Origin of the sequence: Lentibacillus jeotgali, assembly GCF_000224785.1 — a bacterium.
Lineage (GTDB): Bacteria > Bacillota > Bacilli > Bacillales > Amphibacillaceae > Lentibacillus > Lentibacillus jeotgali.
In genome coordinates this window covers 228,229-243,483 of sequence record NZ_AGAV01000003.1, presented here as the reverse complement: position 1 = coordinate 243,483, position 15,255 = coordinate 228,229, and the positions used below count along the sequence as shown (strand labels likewise).

At 41.6% G+C, this 15,255-nt stretch carries 17 protein-coding genes and 2 tRNA genes; 13 read left to right on the top strand and 6 right to left on the bottom strand.

Annotated elements, in window-relative coordinates; genetic code table 11:
• The 4 genes from trpC to trpA are packed head-to-tail and all read left to right on the top strand — an operon-like array spanning position 1 to position 3,373.
• The gene (trpC, locus tag ON01_RS19405) at positions 1 to 801 is read left to right on the top strand and encodes an indole-3-glycerol phosphate synthase TrpC (RefSeq protein ID WP_010529284.1); all 801 of its coding nucleotides are present in this window, start codon (positions 1 to 3) and stop codon (positions 799 to 801) included.
• Positions 791 to 1,396, top strand: a complete 606-nt coding sequence (locus tag ON01_RS19400; protein WP_010529283.1) for a phosphoribosylanthranilate isomerase — start codon at positions 791 to 793, stop codon at positions 1,394 to 1,396. Before trpC ends, ON01_RS19400 begins: the two co-directional genes overlap by 11 nt.
• 5 nt (positions 1,397 to 1,401) lie before the next feature.
• A complete protein-coding gene (trpB, locus tag ON01_RS01725; RefSeq protein ID WP_010529282.1) occupies positions 1,402 to 2,607 on the top strand; it encodes a tryptophan synthase subunit beta in 1,206 nt (401 codons plus the stop codon).
• Positions 2,600 to 3,373: a tryptophan synthase subunit alpha gene (gene trpA / locus ON01_RS01720; RefSeq protein WP_010529281.1), complete on the top strand. Its 774-nt coding sequence runs from the start codon at positions 2,600 to 2,602 to the stop codon at positions 3,371 to 3,373. The genes trpB and trpA overlap by 8 nt, the downstream gene beginning before the upstream one ends.
• A gap of 43 nt (positions 3,374 to 3,416) precedes the next feature.
• Here trpA and ON01_RS01715 read toward each other — a convergent pair whose 3' ends face one another.
• The gene (locus ON01_RS01715) at positions 3,417 to 3,605 is read right to left on the bottom strand and encodes an SHOCT domain-containing protein (RefSeq protein ID WP_010529280.1); all 189 of its coding nucleotides are present in this window, start codon (positions 3,603 to 3,605) and stop codon (positions 3,417 to 3,419) included.
• Positions 3,606 to 3,742: 137 nt separating this feature from the next.
• Here ON01_RS01715 and ON01_RS01710 point away from each other — a divergent pair.
• The 7 genes from ON01_RS01710 to ON01_RS01680 all read left to right on the top strand — a co-directional run bounded on the left by ON01_RS01710 (position 3,743) and on the right by ON01_RS01680 (position 6,638).
• Positions 3,743 to 3,818, top strand: a tRNA-Thr gene (locus ON01_RS01710).
• 11 nt (positions 3,819 to 3,829) lie between these two features.
• Positions 3,830 to 3,917: transfer RNA gene (locus ON01_RS01705), tRNA-Ser, on the top strand.
• A gap of 307 nt (positions 3,918 to 4,224) precedes the next feature.
• Complete coding sequence (locus ON01_RS01700; RefSeq protein ID WP_010529279.1) at positions 4,225 to 4,443, top strand: hypothetical protein; 219 nt, start codon at positions 4,225 to 4,227, stop codon at positions 4,441 to 4,443.
• A 136-nt stretch (positions 4,444 to 4,579) separates the two neighbouring features.
• A complete protein-coding gene (locus ON01_RS18730; protein ID WP_245544962.1) occupies positions 4,580 to 5,410 on the top strand; it encodes a spore coat protein in 831 nt (276 codons plus the stop codon).
• A 24-nt stretch (positions 5,411 to 5,434) separates the two neighbouring features.
• Entirely contained in the window at positions 5,435 to 5,875 is a 441-nt protein-coding gene (locus tag ON01_RS01690; RefSeq protein WP_010529276.1) for a spore coat protein, read from the top strand.
• Between the two features lie 153 nt (positions 5,876 to 6,028).
• Complete coding sequence (locus ON01_RS01685) at positions 6,029 to 6,409, top strand: hypothetical protein (protein ID WP_010529275.1); 381 nt, start codon at positions 6,029 to 6,031, stop codon at positions 6,407 to 6,409.
• Positions 6,410 to 6,422: 13 nt separating this feature from the next.
• Positions 6,423 to 6,638, top strand: coding sequence for a hypothetical protein (locus ON01_RS01680; RefSeq protein ID WP_010529274.1), 216 nt, complete (start codon positions 6,423 to 6,425; stop codon positions 6,636 to 6,638).
• Positions 6,639 to 6,741: 103 nt separating this feature from the next.
• Here the strand turns inward: ON01_RS01680 and ON01_RS01675 are convergent, their stop codons facing one another.
• A complete protein-coding gene (locus tag ON01_RS01675) occupies positions 6,742 to 8,019 on the bottom strand; it encodes a glycosyltransferase family 2 protein (protein ID WP_010529273.1) in 1,278 nt (425 codons plus the stop codon).
• 667 nt (positions 8,020 to 8,686) lie between these two features.
• Here ON01_RS01675 and ON01_RS01670 point away from each other — a divergent pair.
• Positions 8,687 to 9,709, top strand: coding sequence for a polysaccharide biosynthesis protein (locus tag ON01_RS01670; RefSeq protein ID WP_010529272.1), 1,023 nt, complete (start codon positions 8,687 to 8,689; stop codon positions 9,707 to 9,709).
• Between the two features lie 86 nt (positions 9,710 to 9,795).
• Here the strand turns inward: ON01_RS01670 and ON01_RS01665 are convergent, their stop codons facing one another.
• The 3 genes from ON01_RS01665 to ON01_RS01655 all read right to left on the bottom strand — a co-directional run bounded on the left by ON01_RS01665 (position 9,796) and on the right by ON01_RS01655 (position 12,678).
• Positions 9,796 to 10,725 carry a glycosyltransferase gene (locus tag ON01_RS01665; RefSeq protein WP_010529271.1) on the bottom strand — a complete coding sequence of 310 codons (930 nt, stop codon included), beginning with the start codon at positions 10,723 to 10,725 and terminating at the stop codon, positions 9,796 to 9,798.
• A 67-nt stretch (positions 10,726 to 10,792) separates the two neighbouring features.
• Positions 10,793 to 11,530 carry a sulfotransferase domain-containing protein gene (locus tag ON01_RS01660; protein WP_010529270.1) on the bottom strand — a complete coding sequence of 246 codons (738 nt, stop codon included), beginning with the start codon at positions 11,528 to 11,530 and terminating at the stop codon, positions 10,793 to 10,795.
• A 17-nt stretch (positions 11,531 to 11,547) separates the two neighbouring features.
• Positions 11,548 to 12,678: a polysaccharide biosynthesis C-terminal domain-containing protein gene (locus ON01_RS01655; RefSeq protein ID WP_010529269.1), complete on the bottom strand. Its 1,131-nt coding sequence runs from the start codon at positions 12,676 to 12,678 to the stop codon at positions 11,548 to 11,550.
• Positions 12,679 to 12,843: 165 nt separating this feature from the next.
• Between ON01_RS01655 and ON01_RS18450 the strand changes: the two genes are divergently transcribed.
• Entirely contained in the window at positions 12,844 to 13,944 is a 1,101-nt protein-coding gene (locus ON01_RS18450; RefSeq protein WP_010529268.1) for a glycosyltransferase family 61 protein, read from the top strand.
• Between the two features lie 130 nt (positions 13,945 to 14,074).
• On the opposite strand, the gene ON01_RS01645 is transcribed toward ON01_RS18450, so the two are convergent.
• Positions 14,075 to 15,247, bottom strand: coding sequence for a hypothetical protein (locus tag ON01_RS01645; protein ID WP_010529267.1), 1,173 nt, complete (start codon positions 15,245 to 15,247; stop codon positions 14,075 to 14,077).
• Between the last annotated feature and the right edge of the window lie 8 nt (positions 15,248 to 15,255).

Genomic DNA, 15,255 nt, shown 5'->3' with positions numbered 1-15,255 from the left:
ATGACTATTTTAGATAAAATTGTCCGGCAAAAACAAATTGAAGTTGAACAACTGAAGAAGCGGCCAATCCCTGACTCTCCGGTGACCGCCGATCAAGTGACATCCATTGCCCAGACTTTTCAAAATACGGATCACATGAACATTATCGCCGAAATCAAACGGGCCTCCCCGTCCAAAGGATCAATTGACCTCGATGTTGATCCGGTCAAGCAGGCAAAATTATATGCATCAAACGGCACCGGAGCTATATCGGTCCTGACTGATGAAACATTCTTCAAAGGATCAATGGATGACCTGCGTGCCGTTCGTGAAGCGGTCGACATTCCGCTTCTGTGTAAAGATTTTTTCATCGATAAGGTGCAAATTGATCATGCCAAGGCTGCGGGGGCTTCCATCATTCTGTTGATTGTCGCAGCCGTGACGCCGTCTAAATTGCAGGAACTTTATACCTATGCCAAAGAAAACGGGCTTGATGTGCTTTGTGAAGTGCACGATGAAGATGAAATGAAAACGGCTATTGAATTAGGGCCTGACGTTATTGGGATTAACAACCGGAATTTAAAATCGTTTGACGTTGATTTAAATACCACCGCCCGGCTGGCATCCATGGTAACGAACCCTGACACCATTCTGATCAGCGAAAGCGGCGTTAAAACGCGTGAGGATGTCCTTGAAGCTGCGTACAACGGTGCTGGGGCCATCCTTATCGGTGAAACATTGATGCGTACTGATGACGTGCCAGGAACAATCAGCGATTTAAAAGTACCATTACCGAAAGGGGAACAGACCAATGTACGTTAAAATCTGCGGCATGACTACTGTTGAAGCAGCAAAGGAGGCTGCCTACGCCGGCGCGGATTTCATCGGTTTTGTCTTCGCACCAAGCAAACGTCAATTGACACCGGAAAAAGCAGCTGCAATCAGTAAAGAGATGCCGTCATCAGTCAAAAAAGTCGGTGTATTTGTCAATGAAACTAAGAATGCGATTATAGAGACTGCCGAAACAGCGGGCCTGGATGTCATTCAGCTGCATGGGGATGAGTCAGCGTCATTTGCCGAATCACTCCCCTTCCCTGTGATTAAGGCTTTCCGGATGGGGAAACATGACACATCTGAAATAAGATCATATCCGTGCCACTACTATCTGATCGACAGCCCTAAAGGGCCCAACCGAGGTGGCAATGGAACAACCTTTGACTGGACCCGGCTGGCAGATGCCGGTCTTGACCCGCGAAAAACGATCCTCGCCGGCGGGCTTAACCCCGTAAATGTGCAATCAGCCATTTCAATCGCCAAACCGGCTGGGGTAGACGTATCAAGCGGTGTTGAGACTGACGGTGCCAAAGACTTGAAAAAAATCAATCAATTTATTAATAACGCCAAAATGAAAGGATGACTGCTATGACCACATATACATTTCCGAATGCAACAGGAAGATACGGCAACTTCGGCGGACGATTTGTCCCCGAATTATTGATGCCAGCACTGCTTGAACTTGAGGCAGCTTACGACACAGCCATGAAGGATCCTTCTTTCAAAGCGGAACTTGATTATTATTTAAAGGACTATGTCGGCCGGGAAACGCCGCTTTTTCACGCCAGAAATCTATCCAAAAAACTGGGTGGGCCTTCCATATATTTGAAGCGCGAAGATCTGAATCACACGGGGGCCCATAAAATCAATAATACGGTCGGTCAGGCTTTGCTGACTCTGCGGATGGGCAAAAAGAAAGTCGTTGCTGAAACGGGTGCGGGGCAGCATGGTGTGGCCACCGCAACAGTCTGTGCACTCCTAGGACTGGAATGTGTTGTTTTTATGGGTGAAGAAGATATCCAACGGCAAAAACTGAACGTGTTCCGGATGGAGCTGCTCGGTGCAAAAGTTGAAAGTGTGTCACAGGGCAGCGGTACATTGAAAGATGCAGTTAATGAAGCATTGCGTTATTGGGTAAGCCATGTGGAAGATACACATTATATCATCGGCTCTGTTGTCGGACCTCATCCATTCCCAAAAATGGTGCGTGATTTTCAATCTGTTATTGGAAATGAAACGAAGCGGCAGCACCAGAAAGAAACCGGGCAACTGCCGGATGCGGTTGTCGCCTGTGTCGGCGGCGGCAGCAACGCAATGGGCATGTTTTATCCGTTTGTTGAGGATCAAGACGTCAAAATTTATGGTGTGGAAGCTGGCGGAACCGGCATCAAAACGCAAAAACATGCCGCAACATTAACAGCTGGAAGTGTTGGTATTTTGCATGGCACGATGACCCATCTGCTGCAGGATGAGAATGGTCAGATTGAAGAGGCCAATTCCATTTCAGCAGGCCTCGATTATCCTGGGGTCGGCCCTGAACACAGCCATCTTCATAGTACCGAGCGCGTTACCTACACATCTATCACGGACCGGGAGGCTATTGATGCCTTTAAACTTCTATCACAGACAGAAGGGATTATTCCAGCATTAGAAAGTGCTCATGCTGTCGCCTTTGCTGGGAAGCTGGCAAAGGAAATGGATGAATCAGAGTCACTGGTTATTTGCTTATCCGGTCGCGGTGACAAAGATGTTGAATCAGTTAAAGAAGTATTGGGAGGGAATGTTGATGAGTAATCAATTTTTGGATAAAGCGCTGGAAGACAAACGTTCAGCAGGCGAAAACATTGTCGTCCCATACATTATGGCCGGTGATGGCGGGCTTAATATCCTCGAAGAACGCCTCAGCTTTCTTGAAGAATGCGGAGCGGCGGCTGTTGAATTGGGCATCCCCTTTTCCGACCCGACCGCAGACGGTCCTACCATTCAGGATGCGGGGCAGCGGTCACTGAAGAACGGTACGACATTGCAAGGCGTTCTGGAAAAATTGGAGACATTTAAGGAGAGACGGTCGATTCCGGTTATTCTGATGACGTATATAAACCCTATTTTCACATATGGGATCGAACGCTTTGCCAAAGATTGTGCAAACGCCGGAGCTAATGGTGTGATCATTCCAGACCTGCCATTGGAAGAGGAAGGCTTCATCACTGAATACCTTGAGCACTATTCAATTTCGAATATTCGGCTTGCCGCCATGACAAGCCCCGATGAGCGGCTCACTGAAATTGCCCGGCGTACGGAAGGTTTCCTCTATGCTGTTTCTGTAACTGGAACAACTGGTGCCCGTGCGTCACATGGAGACAATGTCGGAACGTATTTGCAGAATCTGAAGCAAATGACGGATACACCCGTGCTGGCAGGGTTTGGTGTTTCAACCCCCGAACAGGCACATGACCTGGCCGCCAGCTGTGACGGTGTGGTAATTGGCAGCAGAATTGTGGATTGGTTTCATAATGGACGGACAGAGGATATCAAACAGCTGATTCAAAAAAGCATTTAAACTCGGCTGTCGCTTGCCGGGCATTTTCGGCAAGCGGCAGTTGCTATTTCCCCTGCTTTTTTCTCGCTTTTTCATATTCTTCCTTCGTGATCTCACCTTTTTCATATCGCTTTTTCATAATTTCCAATGAACTTTGCCGCCAGTTGCTTTTACCCGAATTGAACCTATATAGGATGATGATAATCATAACCAAAACAACAATGCCCAAACCTAGCCTGATATAACCTTCCACTGTGATGAGATCACCTCCACTGTTAATCTTCCCTATGCTTCCAAATTTAAGCACAGAAAAAATTCCAGGCAAATCCATTGCATAAATAAAAAATTTATATTATTATCTTTAATGGACTTAAAAGTTGCATGTCCCTTGCTGGTGTAGCTCAGTTGGTGGAGCGGTTCACTCGTAATGAACAGGTCGGAGGTTCAAGTCCTCTCACCAGCACCATTCAATCATATGGAGGAGTACCCAAGCCCGGCTGAAGGGGACGCACTCGAAATGCGTTAGGGGTTAACGCCCGCGTGGGTTCGAATCCCACCTCCTCCGTTTCATAACATTTAATGCAAAACTGTCGCTCCACTGGCGGCAGTTTAATTTTTTATAAATACGGGATAAACAGAATCAATATACTGTCTGGTATAGCAGCGCAGTGCAGCTAACTGCGCTTTTTTTATTGTCTGAATTCTTCCTCCACCCTTTCAAATACGATGGATATCTGTCCCTCATATACCTATCATAGGATAATAGTCTATCGGTGATTCATAATCCCTAAAAATCATAGACAACAATACAATCAAAAATCGTCATAAGCCATAACATACACTAAAGCTTAAAGAAAGCAGGTGAAATAACTATGGACAACAAGTCACCGAATCACAACGCAATCCCCGAAAAGGTTGCAAAAGTTATGGTTGATGAAATTTTTCGGAAAAACAATGTAAAACCTGAAGAAATCAAAAATAATATATCGAACGACCAAAAACAAATGCTGAAAGAAATGGTTGAGGATCTAAGAGAACAAGTCAATCAATTTAACAAAGGCGATAAAGACACGAAGAAAACAGATGAATAGCAGTCTATTAAAGAAAACACCTATTTCGTAGGTGTTTTCTTTAATTTTGCCTAAAAACGATAATCTAGTGAATGTGTACAATCTGATTAGTAGGAATATCCATAGAGTAGTATTAACTAAAGAAAGGAGTGTAAATATGAACTCAGATAAGAGACACGGTATCATGAATTCCTATGGCAAGAGTAAATACTTTTACCTTAGGGATAAGCGCAAACACCGTTATCACCACTGCTGTCAGGATTGCGGATCCAATGATTGTTCATTTGAGTCCAACAAATGCGACAGCTGCAGAGAAGTATATAAGCAGCAAGATCAAAAAGAAAAATGTAAACATGAACGTCACCACCGCTGCCAGGGCTGTGGATCCAATGACTGTTCCTATGAATCAAGCCAATGCGACAGCTGCAAAGACGCATATAAGCAACAAGATCAAAAAGAAGAATGTAAACATGAACGTCACCACCGCTGCCAGAGCTGTGGATCCAACGATTGTTCCTATGAATCAAGCCAATGCAAAAAGTGCAAGGATAAACACACGCATCATAAACACCATAACCAGCATGACCGCTTTGAAATGGTGGAGGTCGATTCCGATGCACTTGTGTCACAGGATGCAAGTCAATATTCCTTTATGGATCAGGAATCAGCAGAAATGATTTGGGTGAAGGAGTCCTGTAATATTACGGTTGATTCAAGAGACACCCAGATCGGGCTTTCACTTCAGGCTAGTTTACAGCTAGCTATCTCCCTGGTAGTTAACATTGCCATAGCTGATTCAGCAAGAAGTGAAGCCATATCACAGGATCTTATGCAGTCTTTTAACTCCGACCAAATCAATAGACAAAAAATCTTCATCTATAATACTAAAGACGCCAATGTGACAACGAGAGACACAGACCTTGCCGTTAACATTCAGGTTCTGCTGCAATTGCTGCTATTGCTGGTTGTAATGATTGACATTTTATAAAAATAATGAAAGGAGCGTAAAACTATGGGTCATATGACAAAAACGAAATGGCGTGCACTTGACCATTGTGATGAAACACGTGACCAAAATGATGCAGAAGTGATGCAAGACGCGGATCAGGCTTTCTCCAATAAGCAAATTTCAGATGAATGGATTATCATTAAGGACTCCCAGGATATTGATGTCACAACGACCGACAGGCAGGCCGCTGTCTCCTTACAGCTTGGTATTGAAGCAGCGATTGCAGCCGTTATTAATATTTCTATTGGTGACGGAACACAATCAGACAGTGTATCCCAAAGCATCAAACAAATGGTCAATACAAGACAAGGGAACCATCAGAAAACAATTGTTGAACAATCAAGGGATGTTGAAATCACCACAAGGGACACAGATGTAGCTGTGAACATCCAATTGTTATTCCAGATTCTCGCTGCTATTGTTGTCAGCCTGGATATATTGTAATGGTCTGAAGAAACCCCGGGGATGGGGAGTTAGCAAGTGAAGCGGAGACAATACTCTCCCTTCTCCCCGGAACTCTGTATTTTAAGTCCTGTTTGGTTTTCTATCAGAATAGGGCAAGAGCACAAAATATCGATAACGAAAGGAATGAATGAAATGGTTAACCTGACAAACCGTCAACGGGGCCTGCTGCGTCTGGCCAACCAGTTATCCCAAAACTTAAATAATGATAATACGGATAACGGTTTGAATTTTTCTGTTGATTTACCAGGTTTTGACTTCGATGCCGGATTCAATGTGGATCTTGGTACAGATGATGAAACAGTTACACCCGTTGATCCTTCACCTTCCACTCCTGAAACGCTAAGGGATGTATTGCTTGAATTACAGAATGAACAAGTGGAAGTAACTACCCCTTTTGGCCCAGTAACAGGCACTGTCATTTCGGTACAGAATGACTACGTGGTACTTGTTGAAGCCGATGGATCTCAAGTTCTCGTCCCTATTGAGAGCATTGAATTAGTCAGTGAATTATAAAGGAGGGATTCACATGTTTCAAGATACGTTTGCGGCTGAACTGGCCACACGGATTGGCTCAAGGATTGAAATAATGACCGATAACAGTATGATAGAGGGCATTCTCTCCTCTGTCACCGCAAATTTAGTTCTTGTTGTCGAGATTGCCGGTGGCTATGGGGAAAACACCACACAATTCCTGTCAATAGATGCTATCAGCTTTGTCCGTTTTCCTGCTGCAGCTGCTTAGATTAAAAGTTTGATAAGTCCCTGGCTCATTAAAAGCCGGGGACTTTTCTTTTAAACAAAGAAGAAATTTGGAGAACAATGGATGGGAAATCCCCACTATTTTTTTAATTTAGTGACTTTAAGAAAGCATTCCAATTGTCAAGGTTTTGCTTAGTAATACTTTTCTTATGCTCCCTGACATTGTATACGGTGAAATCCTGATACTGAAACCGGTAATGGTCTATTAACCGATTTAATACACTGACATCTTCATAAAGCCTGCCATCTGCAAAATCAATAACCGGAAAGCCGCCTCGCCTTTTTAACGAAGAAGTACGATAGACACGCGGCCCGAGCGGAAAACGATATGCTAAAAGGTTTTTCCTCCCCTTAATGGGTCTGCCTTTGGCAATTCCTTTAAACATGACATCCTCCTCCAATTGCTTCCATTTTCTTAGATTACCGTACAACACCGCTACATCATCCGGGAGCTTAGTGAGATGTTTTTTTATGACAGAGACAGCATCAGGATCAAGCCAGTCATCAGCATCAAGCTCCAAAATAAAGTCAGACGTAACGTGCGGCAATAATGCGTTTAAAGCCCTTGCCTTTCCCCCATTCTCTTTGCTGAACAGCTGTACACTTGCGTTACCGCAATACCGCTCTAATCGTTGGCGCGAATCATCGGTCGAACCATCATCCATGATCAGTAACTGCTCTGTCTGTTCATTTTGCAGCAGACAACTGCTAACAGCCGTTTGAACATATCTCTCCATGTTATAATTAGACATGATGATCGACAGGCTGGGATGATCGGTATTCGATTTTTCCAATTGGTATTTTTCGATAAGCTTTTGTCTCTCGGATATATTCCTGGATCTATTGTTTCTGGTCTGTTTAACTAAACCTTCTTTAAACCTTTTCGTGGAACCTTCCATCCGTGAAAGCCAGGCAGGGAAAAGTGCTTCTTTGAACGGCAGCTCTGAAGTAGTGAGCAAACATTGCTGTTTTAGAAATGACGTGCGAACGAGTAAAGGCAGCCGAATTGTAATATCCCGATTATGTTTAAAGGTACCCAAAACAGACTGATTTCCGGCAAGCTGCAGGGAATGAGGTGGCATGTTAGTTGAAAGATAACCATTGCTGCTCAGCAGTAATACATAAGTGGTATCAAGCGTACTAATAGTATCTTGCAATATATCCTCTTCTTTCTTATCCTCGATCTTCAAGAATCGAACCTTTTCAGACCAATTTACATCAGGCACTCGTCTAATAGTGCTTTCCCCTTGTTGAAAAACAATTACCGCTCTCAGTCTGGACCGAATAGAATTTAACGACATAAACGCTTTATACAATGCTGTTTGATCAGAATAATGGATAAGGAAGACTGTTATATCGCTCAACAAAGCCCCTCCGATCGCTCAAATTTGTCTAAAAAGCCTACAACGCCCCTGTACATGATATGATTCTGAATAAACTCATGTGCATATAAGAAAATTTTCGATTACCTGATATTTGTACGATATCTCTTGTTGTGAACTAACAGTTATCTGTCCAATATATTATAAGAATGTGCAAATCTCTTAGTGGATGTGCCGATTCGAATTGCTATGCTATACATACTATATTGTAATCGATACAAGTCTTGTTGAGAGTCCACACCCCATGAATTTAACCCTTGGAAAGCCGGCTGATCACCGGCTTTCTTCTTAGTTGCAATTTTTATCTTTATTTTGAAATTCAGAAGGGCAACGTATAGTTACTCCACCCATGTTCAAATCTCCGTGTGTAGGAAAAGACTATCTCCGTATGACACATTTGGACTCAAAGCAACTGCCTTTTTTGCCTTAACTTAAACATATATCATATACAATCTCCTATTTTTCTTCATAAACTGAGATATAACCTAATTGAATTAAATGATGTCAGTAATCAAACAGGTGCAAACGGGCCAATTCGGGAACCTATTTGAGAAGAATTTCTGTCATCCAAGTTATTAGAAGTGTTCGAATACCTACTATCCTTATGATTTAAACAATAGGCATTATCGCTAGAAGGAGTTGTTTAAATGTGTTTCAAAATAAGACAATATTGATTACCGGAGGGACGGGTTCCTGGGGACATGAACTAGTAAAAAAGCTGCTGCCATTTCAACCAAAGGAAATAAGAATCTTTTCACGTAATGAATTTGCTCAGGTGAAAATGAAAAGGGCATTCTTGGATGATTCTTATATAAAATTTGTGATCGGTGATGTAAGAGATTTTGAAGCTGTGAACGAAGCGGCAATGAATGTCGATTATATATTCCATCTTTCAGCGCTCAAACATGTTCCAATATGTGAAGATCAGCCGTCGGAAGCGTTAAAAACCAACGTATATGGCACGGAGAATATTATCAAAGCAAGTTTAAATCAAAATGTTAAAAAAGTCATTGATGTTTCAACAGATAAAGCTGTGGAACCGATCAATTTTTATGGGCTTACGAAAGCGATTGGTGAAAAATTAATCATTCAGGCCAATCAATTAAGCAATCATACACGTTTTGTCTGTATTCGTGGCGGCAATGTTATTGGAACAAACGGCAGTGTTATCCCGTTTTTTAAAGAACAAATGACTAGCCATCATACAGTTCCGCTTACATCTAAGGAAATGACGCGTTTCTTCCTGACCGTTTCTCAAGCTATTGATTTACTGTTATACGCATCTGAACAAGCGATCGGCGGCGAAATATTTGTCATGAAAATGAAAGCATGCCGGATTGTCGATTTAGTTGAAGTCCTGGAAAGACACTTTGCTACAAAAGATGTTGCTATAAATGAGTTTGGGATTCGTCCAGGAGAGAAGCTCCATGAAGTACTCGTATCAAATGCTGAATCACGGAACACTTATAAATTTGATGAAAATTACTATGTCATTTTACCTGAAGATATTTCAGAGAAGGTAAGGAAAAGATATGAACATTTGCCAAAGGTCACTTTTAATCGGTATCAATCCAATGATGAGTTAATGTCATTCAGCGAAATTGAGCAAATTCTTATGAACGCAAACTTTATCACATCCTCTCAGGCCCTTTTTAAAGGTGGTGCTCAGTGAAAGTGATCCAAAATATGCCGTCATATTATCCGAACAAGCATCCCTTACCACGCTAAATGTGGTAAGGGATGTTTGTTCAACAGTCGCTACTGACATATGCTCTCTATCTGCTGGACTAATTGCCTTGCCCGATGAACAGTTGAATGGTTACTATGAACGAAACGATACCCCTCTTCTATAATCTGTTCCCGCTCTTTAGTATTTTTCAGATAATAATCAGCCCTTTCTGAAAAGTTTTCCTCGTTTATATCTACAAAATGCTTGCCTGGTATCAAGCCAATCTCTTTAAGTTCCGGCAAAGAAGGAGCCATTAATAATGTGCGGCATGCGGGGACTTCAAAATATTTGAATGTTACAACCTGCCGTACAGAACCACATGCAAAAAACAGCTTCGCCTGATTTATGGATCTGGCATAGTTTTCCCCTATTAACGATTCTCTTACTTGTTCCTTTGTAAAGTCTCGCCATCCCGGATGAGGACGGTTAACAAATTCCGGATCACCTTTATAATGCTGTAAAATTTTCTCTCTTAATGGATAGATGTGTGGAAGAGAAGCTTCTCCCAGCAACATTAAGTCGATCGTTTTTTCAACATCGTAGTCTTTAAAGAGGGCAGTATTGGCAAACTGAGGGAGAAAGAATACCTGATCATGCTTTTGACGCGGATAGTAATTATAAAAGTTATGCCGGCATATAACAAAGAATGTCCTGATACGATTATTCATAATATACCTTCTGCGCTGCCCGACAAACCGGTGAGCATCATTTACCATCAGCCCTACAGGTATGCTGATATCGGATAAACCAGCCACGACAGGACCGAACGTTTTACCAACATCATTTATGATTAAAATGAAATCCGGTCTTTCAGGAACCCTTCGTAATATTTGATTGATATGGCCGGATTTTCGATAGACTGTCAGATTCGTCACCTTTGCTAACTCTTTCTCCAAAACGTGATAATTATTATTTGTGAAGTGAGATGTGTCAGCCGCAATCAGCAATAATTTTAGCATCGGTTAGTCACACCTTTCCAAAATAATAAGCACCTTCTATGATCGGAAGGCGCTTATAATGAGTTCTTTATTTATACCCTAACCTTGATAAGGTCGTATCAAATGCTTGATTGATTTGCTGCTGCTGTTCGTTGCTTAAAACAGATTTCCAATTATTCGCTTTGCCTTCTCGCACAAATGGCATATTTTGATTGACTAACGGTGAAGGGCCGTTTAAATGCGTCTGCTGTTTTTGTTCCAATGTTTTCATATTATCGAAAGAGGCCCAATTGACTGCTTCGTTAATTTCTTGTTCTGATCTATCCAGGTTTAAAAAGCTTATAATCCTCTTTGCTTCTTTAGATGTGTTTTCAAGCAGCTCCTCGTATTTAACAAGCAGAAAGCCATTTTTGACCTTTTCCTGATTGTCAAGCCAGCTTTCTATACTCGCATCCCACATTCCGGGCCCAACATCACCTTCCATAAACGCCTCGAAAAATTTATCAAAATCACGGCTTTCACCGTAATATTTCCGGAAATGATGGTAATAGGAAATGACTACATCCCTGGGATCCCTAACTAAGTAAATGACTTTGGGATATGATGGATCGTAACGATCATGACTCCATACAAGATGCGGATTTGGCAAGTTTTCGATTGGTTCACTTGACACGTTTTGAATCATCTCCCCTTTAGTGGCCCAGTCCATTTTTTTCCGGTACAATAACATAGCGACAAGAAATAGTAAAAAATTGTTCCCTGATTTAGGATAGGCTACAAGACAAATATCGTCTTCCTGACATGTATATATCCTATTTGCTGACACGGTTATCATCCTTTCTTTTAATCGTTCTCGTCTTGTTGGACTTTCAAGAAAAAAGTATCCGGGTTATTCGGATCAAAAAGTTCATTGGCCCAAAACAAAACAATCATCTCACCATCCGATACATTTTCAATTGAATGGGTATAACCTGGAGGGATGTCTACAATCTCAATGTTTTGATCTGAGACTGCATAAGTGTTCAGTTGATCGGAATCGATCTTTCTTAATTTAATATTTGCTGCGCCTTTAATGACACAAAATTTTTCGACTTTCGTATGGTGATAGTGATTCCCTCTTATAACACCCTCCCGTGAGGTTGACATAAATATTTGACCAGCCTCGTGTGATTTGATTAACTCAACTAGACTTCCCCTTTCATCTTGATGTACCGGCAATTCATATGAAAAATTATTCTCGTCTAAATAAGATAGATAGGTCGTGTACAAATACTTGGTTAATTTGTCGGACAAATCAGGTATGATCAGCGTTTTTCGCATGTCCTTTATCTCGTAAAGCTTTTGAGTCAGTCCCCCTACCGTTGTATGGAAAGTTTGATTGATATAAAAATAAAATTCTTCTTTCGTCTTGGTGTTTGCCAGACAATCAGTGAAACTGTCTACTACATCGTCAATATACACGAGTTCAAGCGGTTTGTTCGCGTCATGAATGTCAATGTCCCGGCCATATGCCAATTCATGGCAAAAAGTCGCGACAACCGAATTATAATGCGGCCTGCACCACTTTCCAAAAACCCCTGGCAGTCTGTAAATGCAGACGTCTGCACCAGTCTCGTTGCTATAATTTTTCAGCACTTCTTCGGCCTCTCTTTTACTTAAACCATAAGGTATATCAAGTTCTGCTTGAGTGGAGGATGATAAAACGATCTTCGGGTTCTTATGATGCTCTTTTAAATAATTGACAATCAATTCAGTAAGGCCTCTATTGACCCTTGCAAATTCCTCATTATTTTGGGGTCTGTTCACCCCTGCCAGATGATAGATAATATCTGCATCGTTTAAATGTTCATACAACAGCGACAGGTCATCCCCATGATGATATTGTTTGAGGCGGACTTCCTTTTCTCTATGCAGTCTATCGATAAGATTCTTACCGATAAACCCGCCTGCACCGGTTATCAATACGTTAATCATTTAGTAATCCCTCCATTTCTGTACGTCATGTGTTTATCAGATTGATATAGCAGGTCAATCGTTCAACACTGTTGAAGACTTTTCTACATATTATGGAGTACTTCTGGATACGTGCAAAAACAGGGCATAGGCCAAGGCCAGTAATCGGAAAGGAGAAAGTCTGGTATGCAGGATTTATATGTTCATACAAAAGAATGGATAGACAAAAACACAAAAATAGAAGATATACAAGATGTTTATAAGGAATTCTATACAAACGAATCAGTAACGTATACGCTTCCCAAAGGAGATCCGCCGCAATGGGTTGATTGGGTGTATCCGCCACAGTTCGGGGAGAGTCACAAATTTTACAAGTCTTATGTTTCAAAGATTCAAGATGGAAGCATATGGATGTGCGATAAAGGAGAAGGCATGGTGTACGCACTGACACCTGATTACAAGTGTTTGCATGACATGGTCTTTCATTTATATTGGAGATATTTTAATAAGACTGCGTTTGATCAAATACCTCCTGCCTCCCCTTATTATGGCACATTAGGTGTTTTAGCATGGGCTGGGCATTCCAATTACTGGCATTGGCTGCATGATACATTAGGGCGGTATCATTTGCTTCAGCTCAGCGGTTTTAAGATCGATAAATATGTGCTCCCGCCCCTGACATTACCATTCCAACGGGAAACAGTTGAAATGCTCGGCATCCCTGAGGATAAGATCTTACAACTTACTCCGGGAAAACACGTGAAAGCTGAAAACTTAATTTTGCCATCCATACCATTTAATGCAGGAACCTCTGTGAAGTGGACAGTTGATTTTCTCCGGAACACCTTATTGAAGGAAGGCCGCCATACAAGCTCAAATGGCTATGACCGCATCTATATCAGCCGGGAAGATGCTTCTTGGCGAAAAGTTGCCAATGAGCCCAAACTCATGAAACTTTTGACCAAAAAGGGGTTTAAAAAAATTGTGCTGAGTTCCTTAACTGTGCAGCAGCAAATTGATATATTTTCTTCAGCCAACGTAATCATAAGCCCGAATGGTGCAGGATTAGCAAATATTATGTTCTGTCAGCCGGGAACGAAAATCATTCAATTATTCACCTCAACATCAGACGAATTCGTAAAAATTGGACAGTATTTAGGTTTGGATTATTATCTTCTGAAATGCAGGAATGCGAATCCCGGTTCCAGAACACATGAAGTCATCAAAAACCTTATGGTTGATGTAAAAAAACTATCAAAGATTTTGGAGGACGAAGGGATAGAATGAAAATACACTTGTAGCGCCTCGCTATTGTGGATTTGATTTATACTTTCACTTTAAGAGGGTTACAAGTGCTTTTTCATTTATCTGGTTTTTTTGCCATAAGTACTTTTTAAATGGCAGCCTTAGATTTTAATCAAGAGCCAACCTGAATATCAAATATATGCAATGATTCATTTTGGTCAACAGGCTTCTCAATCGTCAGCTTCCCATTGTATAATGTTTCGCCTGACGTTGTATCAATAATCGTTATATTTTGACCTATTTTCTTTCCGGGACTTGCCGTAAGCAGGTACATTTTATCATTTGTTACATGTAGCAGCGGTCGTGTATTCCGCTGCATATCACCATTACTGGTGTCCTGTGAGGGCAGGTCTATTTCAGCTGTCATTTCATCTGTTTCAATATTATACTGCACAATTTGATTTCCGGTATTGAAATAAAGATGTTCCTTGTCAGAAAGGAGTGCATCCCCAGATAACTTTTCCGGGGTCTCCAATTGCTGCTTGTCTCCCGTTTCCAGGTTATATACAATATATTCTTGCACATCCTGACCGCCCGGGCTGTCTTTACTGAAAATGATATATTCACTTGGTGCTGTCTGATCTGATTCAGGCTCAATCATAAGGTGACTCCCAGCATTTTCTCCATTGTCACCGGTAATTGCAATTCTTTTATCTCCGGTTATTTCCTGATTCGTCATATCGAAATGATACATATAGAGTGCATTCTCGCCATCTTTGGAATAATTGCGCGTAACTACCTTCAATGTATCGTCTGCCATTTGTACATCTTCAACGAAAACTTGTGCATACATTGCCCTGTTTGGTACTGACACTGTGAATGATGTTATTTCACCATTTTCCTTATTCAGAACGGCAATATCAAATTCCATATCACCACTGTCTGAACCGCGTACTGACTGATTAATCACTTCAGCAGAGGCCAGCGTATCCTCTGTTTCCAGGTAGGAAGTGTTGCTCCCGGATTTTCCGCGCATAAAGCTGCGGTATTCCTCCTGCAGTCGCTTGACCTCATTGCTGTACATTCCTTGAATACGCTCAAAAAATGACTGATTTCTGATATATTCAGAACCATCAGGCGTCACGTTAATAGCTACATTCATGCCAGTTCCAGTATTATAACTGCCATTTAGAATGACTGGTTCGATCAGTTCCTCATTGCCGCTTATCTTTTCAATCTTGATTTCCGAATAACTGACCGCTGCTATTGCTGACTGTATATAGAACGTTCCTATGGTCAGAACGACAATTGTGACAATTGCGATTAATCTCCAATACCGTTTCATTTTTATGT